Raw genomic sequence first — 19,182 nt, forward strand, 5'->3', positions numbered from 1 at the left:
AATCGAACGACAATAAATAGGTTACGCAAAAAAGGGTACCCGCTCCACTCGTACTTAAACGAAATGGAACTGGTACCCTTTTAGAATTTAGTAAAATTATGCTTACATCTCCAGCAGTCGAATCAGCTCATCCTCATCCTCGATGACCTGAATGCCCAGCTGCTGTGCTTTGGCCAGTTTACTACCTGCCTTCTCGCCGGCAATAACCAAATCCGTCTTCTTAGATACACTTCCAGACACCTTCGCTCCGAGTGCTTCCAGACGTTCGGCGGCTTCGTCACGTGTAAGCTTTTGTAATGAACCGGTCAACACTACCGTTTTTCCGCTAAAGAAGGAATCCGTGCTAACAGGGCGTGCGGCCTCAGGAGCTTTTGCTTCAACCCCAAGCGCCCGCAACCGAGCAACATTCGCCACAACTATAGGATCTGCGAAGAAGTTAACAATACTCTCGGCGACAATCCCGCCAATGTCTGGCAACTCGGCAAGTTCTTCCGCTTTAGCCTGCATCACAGCATCCAGATCGCGGAAATGATCAGCCAGCATCTTAGTTGTTGCTTTACCTGTGTTAGGGATTCCTAACGCAAAGAGGAATGAGGCGAGATCGCGACCTTTGCTATCCTCTAACGCTTGCAGCAAATTCTGTGCTTTTTTCTCCCCGAAACGGTTCAGCTGTACAAGCTGCTCAAAGGACAATTCATACAGATCCGCAGAATCATGAACATTAAGCTCGTCGTAGAGCTGACCTGCCGTCTTCTCACTAAACGTCTCAATATCCATCGCATCTCGTGAAGCGAAATGGGTGATCCGACTAATAATTTGCGGTCTACAGTTCAGCTTATTATTACAGAAAAGATGCGCACCGCGCATTTCTAGCGGAAATCCACAAGCCGGGCAATCCTCAGGGAAAATAATTTCTCCTCCGTCATTCTCTTCCGTTACCTTGCCGAGAATTTCCGGGATAACATCATTAGAACGCCGAATAAACACTCGTGAGCCTAAGGCGAATTTCAAGTTTTTGCGCTCAATATCGCCCACATTATTTAATGTGCAATTCTGTACGGTAACTCCAGCAAGCTCTACGGCTTCAACACGAGCTAAAGGAGTCACTTTACCTGTACGTCCTACATTCCAGCTAACAGACTCAAGCACGGTCGTTGTTTCTTCAGCTTCAAATTTATAAGCCACTGCCCAGCGAGGGAACTTGTCAGTGTAACCAAGAACTTCACGAATACGGAAATCCGTCACCTTGATCACCGCTCCATCAATGAGGTAATCAAGACTTGAACGACTCTCCTCGATTCCAGCAAGCTGCTCAGTCACATCATCGAAATCATTACAGTAAGTCAGATAAGGATTTACTTTGAATTTGTTATTCCGTAGAAAATCCATCATCTCCTGATGATCGGCGAACTCTACACCTTCTCCAAAACCTACATTATAGAAATATGCATTCAAACGACGTTCTGCAGTAGTCTTCGGATTAAGATTGCGCAGTGCACCTGCCGCCGCATTACGTGCATTCTTAAGCGGCTCTGCAGCCCGGGTATTATAATCAGCGAGCACAGACAGATTCATAATCCCTTCACCCTGAACCTCAATAACACCTTCTTTAAAAGGAATCGTTAATGGAACAGACTTAATGGTCTTCACCTGAGCAAGTATTCCTTCACCAATGACACCATTACCACGCGTCGATGCCTGTTCGAGAACACCATTCCGATAGGTTAGATTCAGCGTCAAGCCATCAAACTTCAGTTCTACTGCATAACAAGGATCAGGTAGAGGGTTGCCTGGGTTCTTAAGATTGTACTCATTCACTAAGCGGAGTACCCGCGTATTCCAGCTCCGCAGCTGTTCAATATTCTGTGCTTTATCGAGACTCCAAAGCGGAGCCAGATGCCGATGCGGCGTGAAGCCCTTAAGCAGCTCTCCACCTACACGTTGTGTAGGTGAATCCGGTAGTACGAAGCCACTCTCAGCCTCCAGTGCTACAAGCTTGTCGTATAAAACATCGTATTCCTTATCGCTGACTAGCGGAGCATCCAGCGTGTAATAGTGGTAATTATAATTATTTAACTCCGCAACAAGCTCTTCCATCACATGCATAGCATCCATGCAGGTACATCCCTCCGTCAATAAGTTTCCTAATGGTTAGCGTGGTCTAAATATCCGTTCGTTAATCGTTTCCTACTATTATTCCACCCTGGTAATCGGCGCAAACCCTGCAAGCAGTCGTTTTACACCCACTGGTGCCGGAAAAGCAATCTGCAACTCCGTATCATTCCCGGTGCCCTTTACAGCTACAACGGTGCCAGTGCCCCATTTGCCGTGCGAAACTTTATCACCCGCTTTGTATTCGCCAGCTGCTGCAGCCCCTGCTCCAGTAGCGCGCTGTGCGCCTCCGGAGGTTACGGTCACGCTGCTCTTGCTTGTCGCTGCGGACGCTGTGCTTCCGCTGCCAATCGGCGCCGCACCAGCAGCTCCACTTCGGCCGCCGAAGTTCCCACGACTGCCGCCACTGAAGCCGCGTCCGCCGTAAGCACCGCCTACCTCTGAGCCTCCGCGTTGGAAGCGGTCCTGCGTCTTCGCGGTATCTTCCTTCAACTCCTCCGGAATCTCTTCAATGAAGCGGGACGGCTGATTCGCCGTCGTCCGCCCAAAGAGCGTACGCATCCGCGCGCAAGAGAGAAACAATTGTTTCTCGGCGCGGGTGATCCCTACATATGCAAGCCGGCGTTCCTCTTCGAGCTCATCGTTGTCTTGGAAGGCTCGGCTGTGCGGGAACACGCCTTCTTCCATCCCGACGATAAATACCGTTGGGAACTCCAGACCTTTGGCGCTGTGCATCGTCATCAGGACTACAGCGTCACTACGGTCCTCTTCATCATCATTCACACTATCAATATCTGCGATAAGTGCAAGATCCGTGAGGAAGGAGACAAGCGACTTGTCCTCGTTATTCTTTTCAAACTCCATCGTCACGGACAAGAACTCATCGATATTCTCTAGTCGCGAGCGAGATTCGAGAGTGTTTTCATTTTGCAGCTCCAAACGGTACTGCGACATCTCCAGTATTTTTTCCGTCAGTTCTGTTACGGACAAGAACTCCACCATACGGTGCAGAGCTTCAATCATATCGTAGAACTCTACTAGCATATTCCGCGTCCGTCCGGCAAAGCCCAAATCATCTACAGTTTGCAGTACGCGGAAAATAGAAACACCACGCTCACCAGCCGCAGCCACCAGCTTACCAACCGTTGTATCCCCTAATCCCCGCTTAGGTACATTAATAATACGCGTCAGGCTGATATCATCATCAGGGTTAGATAACAGGCGTAAATAAGCGAGCAGATCTTTGATTTCTTTACGATCATAGAACTTAATCCCGCCTACGATTTGATACGGAATATCAGATTTAATTAGAATTTCCTCGATTACCCGTGACTGGGCATTCGTACGATACAGTATCGCATGATTCTGGTAGGCTTGACCCTGTTTCACATTTTTGCTGATTTCTCCGGTTACAAAGTAACCTTCATCATGCTCGGAGTCCGCCCGGTATACCTTAATCTTGGCGCCTTCCTCGGAATCGGTCCACAGCTTCTTCGGCTTACGTCCACTATTGAGTGCGATCACACCATTGGCTGCATTCAAGATATTAGCAGTTGAACGGTAGTTCTGCTCTAGAAGAATGGTCTTCGCTTCTGGATAGTCCTCTTCAAAATTAAGAATGTTCGTAATATCCGCTCCGCGCCAGCGATAAATCGACTGGTCACTATCCCCTACCACACAAATCCGGTGGTGGCTATCAGCGAGCATACGGCACAACATATACTGCGCTCTGTTCGTATCCTGATACTCATCCACGTGGATGTATTTGAATTTCTTTTGGTAGAAATCAAGTACCTCGGGAACTTCCTTAAACAGTTCGATGGTCTTCATAATCAAATCATCAAAATCAAGCGAGTTATTGCTTCTTAGACGCCTTTGATACATCTTATATACCTTTGCAACTAAGCCTTCAAAATAATCGCCAACCTTCTGCTCATACTGCGCCGGAGTGATCAGCTCATTCTTGGATGCGCTAATGATAGCCTGCACAGCTTTTGGTTCGAATTTCTTCGTATCAATATTCAGTTCCTTCATACAGTTACGTATTACGGATAACTGATCTGTAGAGTCCAGAATGGAAAAGTTGGAGGTAAAACCAATCCGCTCGATATCCTTCCGCAAAATCCGAACACACATAGAGTGAAAGGTGGATACCCAGATATCTCTTCCCTCAGGTCCGACAAGCTTAGATACACGTTCCTGCATTTCCCGCGCGGCTTTATTCGTAAACGTAATCGCCAAAATCGCCCAAGGCGGCGCCTTTCGATTGGCAATCAGCCAGGCAATTCTATGAGTCAACACTCTCGTCTTCCCACTGCCCGCACCAGCCATAATCAAAAGTGGTCCTTCAGTAGTTTCGACAGCCTGTCTTTGTGGAGGATTCAGTCGACTTACTGCGTCTTGTATGCTAATAAGTTGCATGTGTAACATGCTCCTTTCTAAATATAAAATCACCAATCATAAGTAGTCCTAAAAATAACCACTAAGCATAAACGCCTTTGGCGTCCTTATAAGGAAGGTAAGTGTTTATGCGAAAAATATAAGGATAATGTATAACGTGAAACTTATACTTTCTTATAATTTAATCGAATTTCTCTTGTACTGTCTTTTTTACAGCCGCAACTGTTAGCAGTGCCTGCTGTACATCACTATAAATAATATTGCCGACCACTACTGTATCACATAGAGCTGCTGCCTGCTCGGCTTCCGCCTCACAAGTAATGCCCCCACCATAAAAAAGTTGGGCGTGATCCACCATTTCGCGTACCGTCCGCACAGTCTCCATATCCCCGAACCTACCGCTGTATTCAAGATAAACAATCGGCAGTGACATCAGCCTGTCCGCAACCTGAGCATAAGCAGCCGCTTCTTCAGCATCAATGGCCGTCTCAGCCCCTGTAATCCGTGCAACTGAAGAGTCACTATTCAGCACAATATAACCTTCCGTTAGAAGCGAATCCCATGGAATCATAAATCCATAGCGTTCAATAGCTCGGCGATGATGGCCTACAATCCAAGCTGGATCGGGCGTATTAAGCACCATAGGGATCATATAAAGATCAAATCCGGGAACAGCAGCTTCAAGTTCGGATACCTCAAGTGCACAAGTTAACTCAAACTGTTTTACTCTTGCTAGGAGATCCACTGTATTCTCATAGGTTACTCCTGTTGAGCCCCCTATCAGTATGGCATCCGTGCCAGATAAGCAAACGGCCTCCAAATCCTCATCCGAAATCATCCGGTCAGGGTCTAGCTTAAATACATGCCGCCAAGGTTTGATCATTTGCTGCACTGATTTCATGAGAATCATCCTTAATAGTCATTTGGGCAAGACAAAGACACTCCTGCCGCCGCAAAAGATATAGATCTAGTCTATGCCAGCACAGCAGGTGTGTCAATTTAAAGCGAACAAAAATGCGAACATTTTTTCGTGTTATGTTTGGGGCACCACGCAAAGTACCTGAATACGCATCTAGGGAAAGCAGCACTTTGTGGGGATATATTAATGGTAATAAGTAGTGTAAGATTTCAACGTACACCTGAGATGTTAATCAAATCCTTTTCGGGTACAAAATCAGTGTAAAAACCATCCACGCCCATACGGGCGAGCTCCCTAATTTCAGCTTCTTCATTTACTGTATGAACATATACACGAGCTCCGGCCTTCTGCAGCTTTTTAACAAAGCTCTTGTTGGCTCGGCCAACTGGCATGGTAATATCCACACCTGTTTTATTAACAAACTCAATAACTTGTTCATTCGTATCCTTGGATTGGTACAGAGTGTAAAGCACTTCTGGAAAAGAATACACCTTATTGATCTCATCAAGCATCGACTGATTATATATTTGTGGAACAATCCGATCTAATATGGCTGGATCCCGGCGCTGCGCCGCTTCTACCAACAATGTAAATTGTTTATTTATAAGTTCGGGTTTGATTTCTTTCGTATCGGTCACGATATAAGCATCTGGATAATGCTGCATCAGATCAAGCAACTTCTCGACATCAATCGGGGAGTATATATTCAGGATTGGGCTGTCCATGAATTCCTTATAATCTAGTACTACCCCTTGTTTATTAGCAGGAAGAATATCCAACTGACCTAAAAGCTTACTCATGTTGCCTGACCACTCATGCCTACCTACTAGCTGATCATCAGCCGATAATAACAAGTCTACTTCAAATACGCGAGTTCCCTGTGCATAATTAGCAACAAATGCTTCAAAAGCATTGGTGTATGTATGGCCGTTAATGCCACCCATGGCATGTGCTACGACCTTGTGAGCTTCAAAGCCACTTGCAGGCTGCTTGTCTTCATTACTAAAAGCGATTACAAGTAACATGATAAGAGCTCCAATTACAATCACGGTTGCAACAATCTTTTTCTTATCCATAGTTGAGAGTTTCCTTTGCGAAGTTTAGATTATAAAACAATAGATAAACAATACCCCGCTCTACCATAGGTAGAAACGGGGATCGTATAAAAGTTTAATAAATCCAAAATAAGTGCAGGAATCAATAAGCATTTTTGTTGACGAAGCCGTTGCGAATCGTTTTGAAAATAATTCGAATGTCAAACAGTAAAGACCAGTTCTCGATGTAGAAAATATCGTGTTTGATCCGCTCCTCGATGGAAGTGTCACCGCGGAGTCCATTGCTCTGTGCCCAACCTGTAATTCCAGGTCGTACATGGTGTTTTACCATATACTTCGGAATTTCATCACGGAACTGTTCCACATAATATGGGCGTTCTGGTCTAGGTCCAACCACACTCATATGTCCCAGTAACACATTAAAAAATTGCGGAAGCTCATCCAGACTTGTCTTACGGATAAAGGTTCCAAATCTTGTTCTACGAGGATCTTCACGCGTACTCCAGCCCGTATCCTCTTCGCCGTCCTGCTGCATCTTCATGGAGCGGAACTTATACATCATAAAATTACGACGGTTCAATCCCACACGTTCCTGCCTGAATATAATCGGTCCCGGAGAGGTCAGACGAACACCAAGAGCCACGATAAGCATCACAGGAGAGATCATAATAATAGCGAACAAAGAGAACACAATATCAAACAATCGTTTTGCCATCTTATTACCCGTCATATCTAGTGGAATATCACGAACATTAATCATCGGCATGCCTGCAAAGTTATCAAAGTAAGGGCGGGCTGGTAAGTAGTCGAAAAAGTCAGGGATAATCAATGTGCGCACGCCTGCTTTTTCACAGGCCGCAATAATTGAAGGATACTTCGAATGTGCATCAAGTGGCAGCGCAAGTATAACCTCATCCACAGGCAGCATTTCTAGCATTCCAGACAACTGGTCAACTGTTCCAAGAATCGGTTTATATCGTTGTTCCTCAATTCCATCCCATGTATGATAGTCATCCAAGAAGCCAATCGCTTCATATCCAAGTTCAGGATATTGCTCTAGATTATTGTAGAATCTTTTGCCTAGCGTACCTGCACCGATGATAAGTACAAACTGTCGGTTGAAGCCTTTTTCGCGAAAAGATTTAAGCATCTTCTTCAGTACATAACGGTACAGCATAATAGAAAGAATGTTCAATCCCATGTAAAGAGCTAGATATGTTCGGGAGATATTTATTTCTTTCACGAAAAACATCAGACCGAGCAGAATGAAAATGCCCATAATATGCACTTGGAAAATCTTAATGAATTCATCGACAAACCGTTTCTTACGCTTCGGCAAATACAGCGACAGCAGTATACCGATTAGCACTGCAATTCCGCCATAAATCATGCTCCAGTAAGCGTACGACTCTACAGGCAACGGGTTTTCGTACTCCATCCAACCACTTCTAAACTTTAACCACCAGGCTATAAGGAAGGACAGCTGGATGACAAGAAAGTCAGCCACCATATAGAGCTGTGTCAAAAATTTCTGATTACGCCGAATCATAAATTCACCTCAGTATTCTTTTCGTTACGTGCACCTGTTTCATTAGCGGAGTTAAGACTCTGAGCAGGTGATGGGACTGTTTTAGGTGAAGTTAAGGCATTCCGCAAAAGCGAAAGTGCGAACTTCACACCTACGCCGGCATATACTGTTCCATTTATCATACTGTTGTACTTCTTACTATAATGCTTACGATGAAATAAAATCATTGCCCGGTGGAATTCATAGACGATCTTAAACGGTCTGCGTCTGGCGCTGCCGCCTTTAAGATGTACGATAGAGGTCTTCGGATAATAATAAATCTCCCAACCAGCCTCTTTAATACGATAACACCAATCTAAATCCTCACCGTACATAAAGAACTCTTCATCCAATCCACCCACCTGGTTAATCGTCTCCCGCCGCAGCAGCATAAACGCACCAACCAGACAATCTATCGGGTAATCAAGATCAGGGTCCAGATAACCTAACTGGTAACCGTTAAACCTCGGACGATCCGGAAATAGCTTACTAAATCCAAAAGCATAATAGAACGAAGCAGACGGTGTAGGAAACCCCCGCTTGCAAGCTTTATCCAGCGAGCCATCCGGTAAAATAATCTTGCACCCTGACGCTCCTACATCAGGCCGACTATCCATAAAGGAGATCATCGTCTCTAGCGTATCCTTACGTACCACCGTATCTGAATTCAGCAGCAGCACATACCGTCCGGATGAAGCTTCCATCCCCTGATTATTAGCACGGGCAAAACCGACATTGTCGTTATTTGCGATCAACATTACACCTGGAAACTCTCTACTAATCTTCTCTACTGAATCATCATTGGAATTGTTGTCTATTAAAATAATCTCATAGGAATAGTTCGTTGCTGAGTCATACACCGACCTGAGACAATCCATCGTCAGGCGACACGTGTTGTAATTAACAATAAGTATGCTTACATCTACATTCACTGCGTAACGCTCCTGACAAATATAGTAATCTACCGACAATAATTATAACATAAAACCTCCCTGAGAGGAGGTGACGTTTCAGGGAGGTTTTTCCAGATGCGGTTTAGCTTTTGTGTTTCTTTCTCTCTTTTATCGCGGCTTGTATATACTCCCGCTTCTTTTTTAACGCAGGGAGCTGAGTAAAAAAGGACTTCCACGCTGTAATTAACTTTGGCTCTCTCAGAAGCATATAACCATGAGCTGCAATTTCATAGGGGAGAGAAATGAAGATTGTTTTCAGCAAAGTTCGAGTCGGTTCATTCTTGTAGATCATTTTGTAGCGGTTAATGTAAGATATTCGTCGGATGAACAACGGCTTAGTGTTACGACCAGACGTTTTCCAGCCACGTTCGTGATACCCGATCGCCTCAGCATCATAATATCCCTGCCAGCCAAATAACTCCGCCCTCCAAGCCACATCCACATCTTCCTTATAGGCAAAAAAGTCTGCATCAAAAAACTCGCCATCAACACTTATGTCGTCGATCATCCGTCGGGAATACATCGCAGCCGCTCCAGATACACCGAATACAGAACCCGATTGCGTCCATTGGTCAGCTGGCTCACCCGCACCGCGATCAAATGCACGGCGTACTCTGTTCATAAGGAGACCTGTGCTGTCTACCAGCCCATGATCTGCCTTTAGCAAAAGCTTGCCTGTGGCGCTGCCAATCTGCGGATTATTCTCCATCTGTGTGATTAGTCTGGAAATATAGTCTGGAGCAAGCGTTAGGTCAGGGTTAAGGACGAGCACGTAATCTGTTTCCGTAGCGGCAATCGCTTGATTGTGGGCTGGGGCGAAGCCTGTGTTAAGCTCATTCTCCAGAAGGTCAATTGTTGGATATTGCTTTATCTCCCTTGCGGAGTTCATAGCTTCATGCCCCACCAAGAATGCAGCGGGTGAGTCCGAGTTAAACTGGTGATAGAACGTTCTGACCTTATCCGCCGAACCATCAGTTGAAGCGTTGTCCACTACGACAATTTTTTTGACCAAATAGTCCTGTGCCATTACTGCCTCTATACAATCTATGATGTCATCAGCACTATTATAGGTGACGATATGTACACTTACTGTTTTGTTATTCATGAGTATCCTCGACTTTGTAATTTCTTGTTAACTACACACTCCCTTCTTATTATAACGAAAGAATACAAAAAACTCCCGTATCGTTATAACCGATTTGGGAGTTTCAATTGCTACTATCTTATTCTTTTAGCTCTAAGAGGAAATCTCTCAGGCCCTCACGCCAAGGTCGAATATCCTCAAATCCATTCGTACGTATCGACAGATGCTCCATCACCGAATTCCGAGGACGTGGTGCAGGTCTCGGGAACTGTTCTGTAGCACACGGTTCAAGCTTAGCGGTAAATTTCAAACCTAAAACTTCCTCAGCCTCTGCAAAAATTGCCTGTGTAAATTCAAACCAAGTACATGAGTCGCTATTTGACGCATGGTATACACCATACTTCTCAGTTTGGATAAGCTCAAGTAAGAAACGAGCTAAATCAACTGTATAGGTAGGCGAACCCTTTTGGTCATCGACTACTTGAAGCATTGGCTTTTCTTGACCAAGCTTTAGCATTGTTTTGACAAAGTTATTCCCGTATTTACCATACACCCATGATGTGCGTACGATGAAATACTTAGAGGAGAGGGATTGAACGAGCACCTCGCCCGCACGTTTCGATTTACCATATATACTCTTAGGGTCTGTATTATCATACTCATGGTAAGGCTGTACTCCCAAACCATCAAATACATAATCCGTACTAATGTACACCAGCTTAGCTCCAGCTTTTTCAGAAGCTAGCGCTACGTTTCGACTGCCCGTTGCATTAATTAAATAAGCTGCATCGATGTCACTTTCTGCCGCATCTACTGCTGTATGCGCAGCACAATGAATGACAGCATCCGGTCCAAACTCACCAATAACCTGGATACACTGATCCAGATCGGTGATATCCATCTCTTGACGGTCACAGCCCATCACTTGGTGACCTTGATGCTGGATTAGTAAAACTACGTCCTGGCCTAGTTGTCCGGCCGCGCCTGTAACAAGTACCTTCAGTTGAGCCATTATAGAGATTCTCCCAAACGATCGCCATATTGTAATTCAGCGTACTTCTGGTATTCCCCAGATTGAATGCGAGTCCACCATTCTCGGTTATTGAGATACCATTGGATGGTTTCTTTAATACCTGTTTCAAACGTATGCTTCGGCTTCCAACCCAGTTCGTTCATAATCTTGGTAGGATCAATTCCATAGCGTCGATCATGACCCGGACGGTCTTGAACATAAGTAATCAGTGAATCAGGTTTGCCAAGTTCCTGCAATACTGTGTTCACGATATGCACATTTGTACGTTCGTTATTGCCACCAATGTTGTATACTTCACCGTTCACGCCCTTGTGGATAACCAAATCAATCGCGCTGCAGTGATCCTCAACATACAACCAGTCACGGATATTCATCCCATCGCCATATACAGGCAACGCTTGATCCGCAAGTGCGCGGGAGATCATAAGCGGAATAAGCTTCTCAGGGAATTGGTACGGGCCATAATTGTTCGAGCAGCGGGTAATGTTCACTGGCAGTCCGAATGTCTCATGGTATGCACGTACAAGCAAGTCGCCACCAGCTTTACTTGCCGAATATGGACTGTTCGGAGTCAAAGGAGTTTCTTCAGTAAACAAACCGGTTGCTCCAAGTGATCCGTATACCTCATCCGTAGAAACCTGAACGAATTTAGTAACACTGTATTTTTTCGCCGCATCCAAAAGTACTTGTGTTCCAAGCACGTTCGTCTTCACAAACACTTCTGGCTCCAAAATACTCCGATCCACATGCGATTCAGCCGCGAAATTTACCACTACATCAACACCTTGGCTAAACAAAGCATCCATTGCCTGTACATCTGTAATGTCTGCTTTTACGAACTTGTGGTTCGGATGATTTTCAATTGACTTCAAATTCTCCAAATTACCTGCATACGTCAACGCGTCTACGTTAACGATTTGATAATCAGGATGTTGTTGCAGCATGTATAATACAAAGTTGCTGCCGATAAAGCCGGCTCCGCCGGTAACTAGCAGTTTCATGTGTAGCCCACCTTTATTTCATGAAATATTGTGTTTATAACTCAAAATTAAGTTCAGCGTCCTTCAGCAATGGATGACGCTGATCCTTATCCGATAATACTGGACTAGAAGTCGGCCAATCAATACCTAAGGCTGGATCATTCCATAATATGCCGCGATCATTTTCGGGGGAATAATATTCGTCCACCTTATATAACACTTGGGTGTTCGGAACCAATGTGCAGAATCCATGCGCGAAGCCCTTAGGTACAAGCAGTTGGCGTTTGTTATATTCGCTAAGTATTACTCCGACCCATTGACCAAATGTAGGAGAATTACGACGGATATCTACGATAACATCGTAAATAGCTCCAGTTAGAACACGGATCAATTTCGTTTGAGCTTTTGGGTTCAGCTGGTAGTGAAGACCACGCAGCACTCCAACGTCTGCAGAGAGGGACTGATTGTCTTGAATGAAATTGTAGTTTACGCCGAGCTTATGCATTACTTCTTCGTTGTAGCTTTCCATGAAAAATCCACGGTTGTCGCCGTGGACTACAGGTTCTAAAATGCTCGCACCTTGTAGTTGTAAGGGTGTAACTTTCATATTGCAAACCTCCTTCTCATCTAAAGTTTCAGTTTTCCGAATTCTTCACCAAATAGAAGGTCTTGAGCCAAGTTATGTGCTTTAGCTAATGAGGCATGTGTACCTGCATCTGTCCACCAACCTTGTAGAACATCAAAGGTCAATTCTCCACGTTTAATATATGCATTATTAACATCAGTAATTTCTAATTCTCCACGTGCAGAAGGTGTAATCGTTTTGATAATATTAAACACTTCACTATCAAACATATATATCCCTGTGACTGCATAGCCAGACTTGGGTTCACTAGGCTTCTCTTCGATAGACAATATCCGATTCCCCTCTAATTCGGGCACACCAAAACGCTTAGGATCAGGAACTTCCTGAATCAGGATCTTAGCACCTGTCTTTTGCTCACGGAAATTACGTGCATAAGGAGCGATATCATCAGCAAACACGTTATCACCAAGGATAACGATCATTTGATCATCCCCGACAAATTGCTCTGCCAAGTCCAAAGCCTGCGCAATTCCGCCTGCCTCATCTTGTACTTTGTAAGTAAAGCAAACACCCATTTCATGTCCGCTACCTAATAGATTAACTACATCACCCATATGTTCTTTACCAGTAACGATCAGAATATCTGTTACATCAGCTTGCTTCAACTTATAAACGGAATGAAAAATCATTGGGTATTTGCCTACGGGAAGAAGATGTTTATTTGTTACCTTTGTTAATGGGTATAAGCGCGAGCCTGTACCTCCTGCTAAAATAATACCTTTCATTGTATTGCCTCCATTCATTTACTTTTAATAATAAGTTTAGAAAGTGTGTAGGTGATCGGAATTGTCACTACAATAACTATTAAGGGTACGATTTGTTTCGATAGATTTAAATGCTCAACTAAAACATATAACATAAACAAATTAATTAAATACTGTACCAGATATACGATCGGAAACTTAAGAAACTTTCTAAATAAAACCTTTTCTTTAAATACAAAAGCTGTATTCAAGTAATAGGAAAGAAATATTCCAGAAATATAAGAAATTGTATAAGACATAGAATAACTAAGGAATTCAAGAAGGAGTAAATAGACCAGATATGTTGCTAATGTATTTATTCCTCCGCTAATGACAAATTTCAAAAATTGTTTACTCAAAAGTTTGGTCAACAACGTAGGATGGTCTTTCTCTACTTTCATCTAATATCCTCCAAAGATATTCACCTATAATTCCTAACATAATCATTATAATCCCTAATAAAAAAGTAATTAGAGCTATAATTGTAGTCCATCCTTGTAACTCAATGATACCAAAGACAGTACTAATTATAACAAAAACACCATATAGAAAACTCAGAAAAGCTGTAACAAACCCGATGAATGACATGAAACGAATAGGTGTGTATGAGAAACTTACAAATGAATCAATAAAAAGTTTTACTTTCTTAGCGAGTGTCCACCTAGATTTACCCAGTTTTCTTTCTTGCCTCACATAAGGAATTTGTACTTGATCATGTCCAAGCCAATATATGAGACTCATAACACTCGTATTCTTCTCTTGAATTTCCAAAACTTCTTGTACAACCTGTCTATCAATTAACAAAAAATCAAATCCACCTTTTGGATATCCCTTTAATGCGAATTTTTCCAATAAAAAATAATAGGTATTTGAAAACATCTTCTGAGAGAATGACTCTTCTCTATCTGCTCTTGTTCCAAGTACAACTTTTATGCCTGTTCTCCAATGTTCTACCATCTCTTTAAACATTTCAGGAGGATCTTGTAAATCAGCAGCTATAATGCCGACACAATCGCCAGTAGTATATCTTAAGCCCGCCTGTATAGCCGACATCGAACCAAAATTACGACTTAGCTTAATAACTTTAATCCGAGAATCTTGTTCTTTAGCTTCCATCAATAAAGAAAATGAGTTGTCTTTTGAACCATCATCGACAAAAACAAATTCAAAATCACAATTGGGTATAATAGTCTCTAAATTCTGCAATCGTGGGATAGTATGTGGAATGTTTAACTCATTAAAGTATATAGGGACGACAATAGATAACTTAATACGTTCTGAAATCATTCACAACCTCCACAACTTTCTTCACATCTTCTAAATCCATTACCGGACTTATTGGGAGGCTAACAATTTCCGAATGGATTTTTTCAGAGATAGGGAAGGATAGTTCATTCCATTCTTTATATGCTTCCTGTTTATGAGGCGGAATAGGGTAGTGAATCATAGTTTGAATACCCTTTTGGGTCATATAGTTAATAAAATCAGTTCTAAAGGACGTTCTAACTACAAATACATGCCAAACATGTGATTCCGATTTCTCCTCAACAAATGGCAATACAAGATTTTCATTATTGATATTATTCAAGTAATATGATGCGATAGTTCTTCTATGACTGTTATCTTGATCTAGAAATTTTAATTTTTCACTCAAAATTGGTGCTTGAAATTCATCCAATCTGCTATTATAACCTTTAAAAATATTTTCATATTTTTTATGTGATCCATAATTTCTTAAAGCATGAAGATTTGTATATAGTTTCTCATCATTAGTAGTGATGGCACCTGCATCGCCTAAGGCCCCAAGATTTTTACCAGGATAAAAACTGAATGCTGCAGCATCCCCTAAGTTTCCTACCTTTCTATCAGCATAAACAGCACCGTGAGCCTGCGCACAATCTTCGATTATCTTCAGGTTGTATTTTTCTGCAATAATCTTAATTGGCGTCATATTACATGCTTGACCATAAAGGTGAACAACTAGAATCGCCTTTGTATTAGGAGTAATACTTTCTTCAATTTTTTCAGGGTCTAGGTTATATGTTAGTAAGTTAGGTTCGACTAGCACAGGTATTGCGCCATTAGCGGATATGGATAATATAGACGCAATATAGGTATTCGAAGGCACAATAATTTCGTCTCCAGGACCGATATCATAAGCTCTAATTATTAATTCCAAAGCATCTAATCCATTAGCTACTCCGAGAGCATATTTGGTGCCACAATAATCAGTAAATTCCGATTCAAAAGATTTAACCTCTTCACCCATTATATACCATCCAGAGTGTAGAACTTTACGAACACTATTTAAAATAGCTTCTTCATGACGTAGATTGATTTTCTTCAGATCGAGGAAAGGGATCATGTTTGTTCACCTATTTCATTAATTTAATGTTGCTCTACTATAACTTTATCTTCCAGTAAGTATTGTTTACTACAAGCAGAACATAACAATTCATTATTGAGTTTTTCTCCACAATTACATATATATCCTTGGAATTTTGCTGGATTACCATACCATAACGTATTGTTTGGAATGTTTTTAGTCACTAAAGACCCTGCTCCAATCATAGCGTACTTACCAATTGTATTCCCTGCTATAATTGTTGCATTTGCACCTATTGAAACCCATTCTTCAAGCACAGTCTTCAAAAATTCAGTTGGGTACTGTTTGGAACGAGGTCTCAAATCATTAGTAAAAGTAACATTCGGACCAATAAAAACATTATCTTCTATTCTAACACCATCCCAAATATACACTCCTGATTTAACAGTAACATTATCCCCCAAGATTACATCATTTTCGATGAAGGTATGATCGTTAATATTACAGTTCGAGCCAATCACAGCATTCGGTAAAATATGTGCAAACGCCCAAATTCGAGTGTCCACTCCAATTTTCTCTGATTCGACAATAGCCTGTGGATGTGCAAAGTGATGTTTCATCCCCCATACACCTCTATAAATTTGTCATAATCACGAATATAATCTGCTGAATCATATAAGTGGGAAGCGAGAACGAGTAATACGCAATCTGAAGAAAAATCATACATTTCATGCCAATCATTTGGTTCAAGAATGAGAACTTTGGTAGGAGAATCTAATAATATATCCGTTTTTCTTTTCGTATTATCCAAATAAACTTTACAGCTTCCTGATACGCTTATTAATGCTTGTCTAGTTTTATAATGAGCGTGATATCCACGGCGTATATTGGATAAAGTTCCATAAATATAAAACACCCTCTTAATGTCAAACGGAATAGTGTTCTCTGCCTCAATGACAGTTAAATGCCCTCTTTCATCACCAAGCATGGTACTTTCAATGATAGAGCTTTCTAGGGCTTCACTTTCCATACTTATCATACCCTCTCATATTTCAATTCTTGTAATTATCAATTAATTCATGTTGTTACTACTAATCATTTAAAAAAACTAATTTTTCTCACTTCAAAAGTTGACTGTGCGGGCGGATCTATCCGAAGCGATATAAGATTATTCATCAGTTGATTCCTATCACAATAAATCTTATTTATGCCCTTCTTCACTTTAATAGTCCCACTAAACTTTTCGCTGTAACTCTCATTCTCTTGAAGTAAGAATAATTGCATATCCCCATCGACACTAGAATTTATCTCAAATGAAATAAATTTATATGAATCCTCCTCAAGCTTATGACCAAGCGATATTGAAACATAGGGATCTAATTTACCTGCCTTTATAATAAGTCCACTACTATCAGCCTTCTCTATTTCTAGATCATTAAAATATTCTACTTTTTCAGTAATATTCAAATCTGAAATCATTTCATTTTGGATTGTTGAGTCATCAAAATCATAATGTAAATTCAGCTTATACTTTTCAGGGTTTTCTGAGAGATTGACAATAATAAGATCATTTATTAACGCCACGGAACCTTTATGCGGCCAGACAGGCATAGAATCCGCTATTTTTAATGCCTTTTCTCTTTGTTCTTCCGTCGGATCCAAATAATCATATCCTAAAGATTTCATGAAATTACCAATCCTAACACTATTGCCTCCATCCCATTCAAAAAAAGAAAACCCTAATACCTCTTGTTTAATAACATTTGCCCTTTTCGCTTGCACATGCTTACCCAGATAAACAACTGGGTATGGCGGTGTTTCTCCCAAGTCAAGATCCATTATTCTATATCCAATTTGATTGGCTATTTTCACATCTTCTTGATATCTATTATAATCGCTATAAAACAGTTGAGCCATTGACTGAGATTGATAGAAAACGGTAATTATTGCAAAGGTTATAAATGCAATTTTGTAAATTTTTTTATTCATTATTATATAAAGTAAGTACCAACTTGCAGATATAAATAACACTATAGCAAAATTCGCCCTAATCGGCATTGGAGATCCTAGCAAAATAGACATCAAAAAGGGAGAAATGATAAAACCAAGGAATAATACGACTATTATCCAATCGGTTCTTCTTACTTCTGCACGTATCAAAGCTTTATAGAAGAAAAATAATAAAAGCAAGATACTAACAATTATACTTGGTAATATAACATTACTACCGTGTATGACATCTCCCATAACAATTCCTTTAATGTTGCCGAGCAAGTTTCTGACTATAGTACTTGGAGCCTCTTTACCCCAAAGAAAAAAACCTTCAACATAATCTGACTTAGGAATAAATAGTGAAATTACTGTTTCGATAATCTTATAAATTATAAGACTAACCACTGTAACAGTTATATATTTCAAGATTATTATCAGGTAATCTTTGAAAACAACATTGATATTTTCTTTATGTAAAGATACCAAATTTATCAATGTAATTAAAATTACCCCACATATAAAAGCTGGTAAAAATGCTTGGTATATCGAAATCGCTAAAACTAATAATAGTAGACCTATCATCATATAATATTTATCTTTTCTAAAAAGCGCCCATTTAGCAATAAGTAACGTAGCTATTGAAATAAATATCCATCCAATTCCCAGTTCAATACTCATTATAGAAAACCCTATATTTTCTGAATGGGCTGGAAAGCTTAAAAATAATAAAGCTACAGTTAATCCACCAAAATCAAACTTTCTTTCATTTTTACTAGTATTCAAACAACTACTAATAGCATAAGCCCATATCAGACTAGTAAAGCTGAGTGCCGATACAGATAAAAAGGTACTTGTAATAGAATTAGTCTGCCCACTAAAAAATAAAGTCTTTAGTATTGATATCCCAAAACGACCCTGCATACTCCAAATAGTTATAGCATCTCCAACTCGAAATAAAGCATTCTCTTCATCTATAGAAAGTGTAAAATGTGTTAATGGAAATCCGTAGGCGAATAGAGCTACAAAAAATATAAAAACACAAAATAACTTATTACTTTTCATATAAGAAAAAAATGTTTGAAATTCTTCACTAATTTCTAATGAACTTCTCTTGAAAAACCTCATTACTCTATCTCCTTTGTACCATCATAATACCAAAAATAAAATAGCTTGGCTCCAACCGCTCCAGAATTAGGTCCAAGAGTGCCCCCCATCTCCTCTAGCCAATTCGGACTTATAATTTCAATATCATTATTAAGTAGCAATATTAAAGAACCTTTAGATGCTTGGACAGCAACATTATTAAATCTTTGAGTAATTGAATGGGATGTCCAAAGGTATTATTCTAAGCTTCTCATTTAAACGTTATTCC

Annotated in this window: 17 protein-coding genes; all 17 read right to left on the minus strand. The window is 41.1% G+C overall.

Going from position 1 to position 19,182, the window contains the following annotated elements:
- Positions 1-102: 102 nt before the first annotated feature.
- The 17 genes from ligA to H70737_RS27075 all read right to left on the minus strand — a co-directional run bounded on the left by ligA (position 103) and on the right by H70737_RS27075 (position 18,935).
- Positions 103-2,115, minus strand: a complete 2,013-nt coding sequence (gene ligA, locus H70737_RS26995; protein ID WP_042192224.1) for an NAD-dependent DNA ligase LigA — start codon at positions 2,113-2,115, stop codon at positions 103-105.
- A gap of 78 nt (positions 2,116-2,193) precedes the next feature.
- On the minus strand, positions 2,194-4,533 hold the full coding sequence (gene pcrA, locus H70737_RS27000; protein ID WP_042192226.1) for a DNA helicase PcrA: 2,340 nt from the start codon (positions 4,531-4,533) through the stop codon (positions 2,194-2,196).
- A 160-nt stretch (positions 4,534-4,693) separates the two neighbouring features.
- Positions 4,694-5,413, minus strand: a complete 720-nt coding sequence (locus H70737_RS27005) for a heptaprenylglyceryl phosphate synthase (protein WP_442950245.1) — start codon at positions 5,411-5,413, stop codon at positions 4,694-4,696.
- Between the two features lie 227 nt (positions 5,414-5,640).
- Positions 5,641-6,507 (minus strand): phosphatidylinositol-specific phospholipase C/glycerophosphodiester phosphodiesterase family protein, encoded by an 867-nt coding sequence (locus H70737_RS27010; RefSeq protein WP_042192230.1) that lies wholly within the window; start codon positions 6,505-6,507, stop codon positions 5,641-5,643.
- A 121-nt stretch (positions 6,508-6,628) separates the two neighbouring features.
- A complete protein-coding gene (locus tag H70737_RS27015) occupies positions 6,629-8,035 on the minus strand; it encodes an undecaprenyl-phosphate glucose phosphotransferase (RefSeq protein WP_042192233.1) in 1,407 nt (468 codons plus the stop codon).
- Positions 8,032-8,931 (minus strand): glycosyltransferase family 2 protein, encoded by a 900-nt coding sequence (locus H70737_RS27020; RefSeq protein ID WP_042194604.1) that lies wholly within the window; start codon positions 8,929-8,931, stop codon positions 8,032-8,034. The genes H70737_RS27015 and H70737_RS27020 overlap by 4 nt, the downstream gene beginning before the upstream one ends.
- 157 nt (positions 8,932-9,088) lie before the next feature.
- Entirely contained in the window at positions 9,089-10,111 is a 1,023-nt protein-coding gene (locus H70737_RS27025) for a glycosyltransferase family 2 protein (RefSeq protein ID WP_042192237.1), read from the minus strand.
- A 118-nt stretch (positions 10,112-10,229) separates the two neighbouring features.
- Positions 10,230-11,093 (minus strand): dTDP-4-dehydrorhamnose reductase, encoded by an 864-nt coding sequence (rfbD, locus tag H70737_RS27030; RefSeq protein WP_042194606.1) that lies wholly within the window; start codon positions 11,091-11,093, stop codon positions 10,230-10,232.
- 8 nt (positions 11,094-11,101) lie between these two features.
- Positions 11,102-12,124: a dTDP-glucose 4,6-dehydratase gene (gene rfbB, locus H70737_RS27035; RefSeq protein ID WP_042192239.1), complete on the minus strand. Its 1,023-nt coding sequence runs from the start codon at positions 12,122-12,124 to the stop codon at positions 11,102-11,104.
- 34 nt (positions 12,125-12,158) lie between these two features.
- On the minus strand, positions 12,159-12,710 hold the full coding sequence (rfbC, locus tag H70737_RS27040; RefSeq protein ID WP_042192241.1) for a dTDP-4-dehydrorhamnose 3,5-epimerase: 552 nt from the start codon (positions 12,708-12,710) through the stop codon (positions 12,159-12,161).
- 20 nt (positions 12,711-12,730) lie between these two features.
- Positions 12,731-13,474 (minus strand): sugar phosphate nucleotidyltransferase, encoded by a 744-nt coding sequence (locus tag H70737_RS27045; RefSeq protein ID WP_042192244.1) that lies wholly within the window; start codon positions 13,472-13,474, stop codon positions 12,731-12,733.
- Between the two features lie 14 nt (positions 13,475-13,488).
- The gene (locus H70737_RS27050) at positions 13,489-13,893 is read right to left on the minus strand and encodes a GtrA family protein (protein WP_042192248.1); all 405 of its coding nucleotides are present in this window, start codon (positions 13,891-13,893) and stop codon (positions 13,489-13,491) included.
- Positions 13,844-14,779 carry a glycosyltransferase family 2 protein gene (locus H70737_RS27055; protein WP_042192250.1) on the minus strand — a complete coding sequence of 312 codons (936 nt, stop codon included), beginning with the start codon at positions 14,777-14,779 and terminating at the stop codon, positions 13,844-13,846. The genes H70737_RS27050 and H70737_RS27055 overlap by 50 nt, the downstream gene beginning before the upstream one ends.
- Positions 14,760-15,857 (minus strand): DegT/DnrJ/EryC1/StrS family aminotransferase, encoded by a 1,098-nt coding sequence (locus tag H70737_RS27060; RefSeq protein ID WP_042192252.1) that lies wholly within the window; start codon positions 15,855-15,857, stop codon positions 14,760-14,762. The genes H70737_RS27055 and H70737_RS27060 overlap by 20 nt, the downstream gene beginning before the upstream one ends.
- A 23-nt stretch (positions 15,858-15,880) precedes the next feature.
- Positions 15,881-16,438 (minus strand): acyltransferase, encoded by a 558-nt coding sequence (locus H70737_RS27065; RefSeq protein ID WP_042192254.1) that lies wholly within the window; start codon positions 16,436-16,438, stop codon positions 15,881-15,883.
- Positions 16,435-16,848 (minus strand): sugar 3,4-ketoisomerase, encoded by a 414-nt coding sequence (locus H70737_RS27070; RefSeq protein WP_042192256.1) that lies wholly within the window; start codon positions 16,846-16,848, stop codon positions 16,435-16,437. The genes H70737_RS27065 and H70737_RS27070 overlap by 4 nt, the downstream gene beginning before the upstream one ends.
- 65 nt (positions 16,849-16,913) lie before the next feature.
- A complete protein-coding gene (locus H70737_RS27075; protein WP_042192258.1) occupies positions 16,914-18,935 on the minus strand; it encodes a glucosyltransferase domain-containing protein in 2,022 nt (673 codons plus the stop codon).
- Between the last annotated feature and the right edge of the window lie 247 nt (positions 18,936-19,182).

Origin of the sequence: Paenibacillus sp. FSL H7-0737 (assembly GCF_000758545.1) — a bacterium.
GTDB lineage: Bacteria > Bacillota > Bacilli > Paenibacillales > Paenibacillaceae > Paenibacillus_AQ.

What these genes read in the sequence shown, in the direction of transcription:
- ligA (WP_042192224.1), bottom strand. Translation starts at nt 2,115, where the DNA reads ATGGATGCTATGCATGTGATGGAAGAGCTTGTTGCGGAGTTAAATAAT.
- pcrA (WP_042192226.1), bottom strand. Translation starts at nt 4,533, where the DNA reads ATGCAACTTATTAGCATACAAGACGCAGTAAGTCGACTGAATCCTCCA.
- H70737_RS27005 (WP_442950245.1), bottom strand. Translation starts at nt 5,413, where the DNA reads ATGAAATCAGTGCAGCAAATGATCAAACCTTGGCGGCATGTATTTAAG.
- H70737_RS27010 (WP_042192230.1), bottom strand. Translation starts at nt 6,507, where the DNA reads ATGGATAAGAAAAAGATTGTTGCAACCGTGATTGTAATTGGAGCTCTT.
- H70737_RS27015 (WP_042192233.1), bottom strand. Translation starts at nt 8,035, where the DNA reads ATGATTCGGCGTAATCAGAAATTTTTGACACAGCTCTATATGGTGGCT.
- H70737_RS27020 (WP_042194604.1), bottom strand. Translation starts at nt 8,931, where the DNA reads ATGGATTGTCTCAGGTCGGTGTATGACTCAGCAACGAACTATTCCTAT.
- H70737_RS27025 (WP_042192237.1), bottom strand. Translation starts at nt 10,111, where the DNA reads ATGAATAACAAAACAGTAAGTGTACATATCGTCACCTATAATAGTGCT.
- rfbB (WP_042192239.1), bottom strand. Translation starts at nt 12,124, where the DNA reads ATGAAACTGCTAGTTACCGGCGGAGCCGGCTTTATCGGCAGCAACTTT.
- rfbC (WP_042192241.1), bottom strand. Translation starts at nt 12,710, where the DNA reads ATGAAAGTTACACCCTTACAACTACAAGGTGCGAGCATTTTAGAACCT.
- H70737_RS27045 (WP_042192244.1), bottom strand. Translation starts at nt 13,474, where the DNA reads ATGAAAGGTATTATTTTAGCAGGAGGTACAGGCTCGCGCTTATACCCA.
- H70737_RS27050 (WP_042192248.1), bottom strand. Translation starts at nt 13,893, where the DNA reads ATGAAAGTAGAGAAAGACCATCCTACGTTGTTGACCAAACTTTTGAGT.
- H70737_RS27055 (WP_042192250.1), bottom strand. Translation starts at nt 14,779, where the DNA reads ATGATTTCAGAACGTATTAAGTTATCTATTGTCGTCCCTATATACTTT.
- H70737_RS27060 (WP_042192252.1), bottom strand. Translation starts at nt 15,857, where the DNA reads ATGATCCCTTTCCTCGATCTGAAGAAAATCAATCTACGTCATGAAGAA.
- H70737_RS27065 (WP_042192254.1), bottom strand. Translation starts at nt 16,438, where the DNA reads ATGAAACATCACTTTGCACATCCACAGGCTATTGTCGAATCAGAGAAA.
- H70737_RS27070 (WP_042192256.1), bottom strand. Translation starts at nt 16,848, where the DNA reads ATGGAAAGTGAAGCCCTAGAAAGCTCTATCATTGAAAGTACCATGCTT.
- H70737_RS27075 (WP_042192258.1), bottom strand. Translation starts at nt 18,935, where the DNA reads ATGAGGTTTTTCAAGAGAAGTTCATTAGAAATTAGTGAAGAATTTCAA.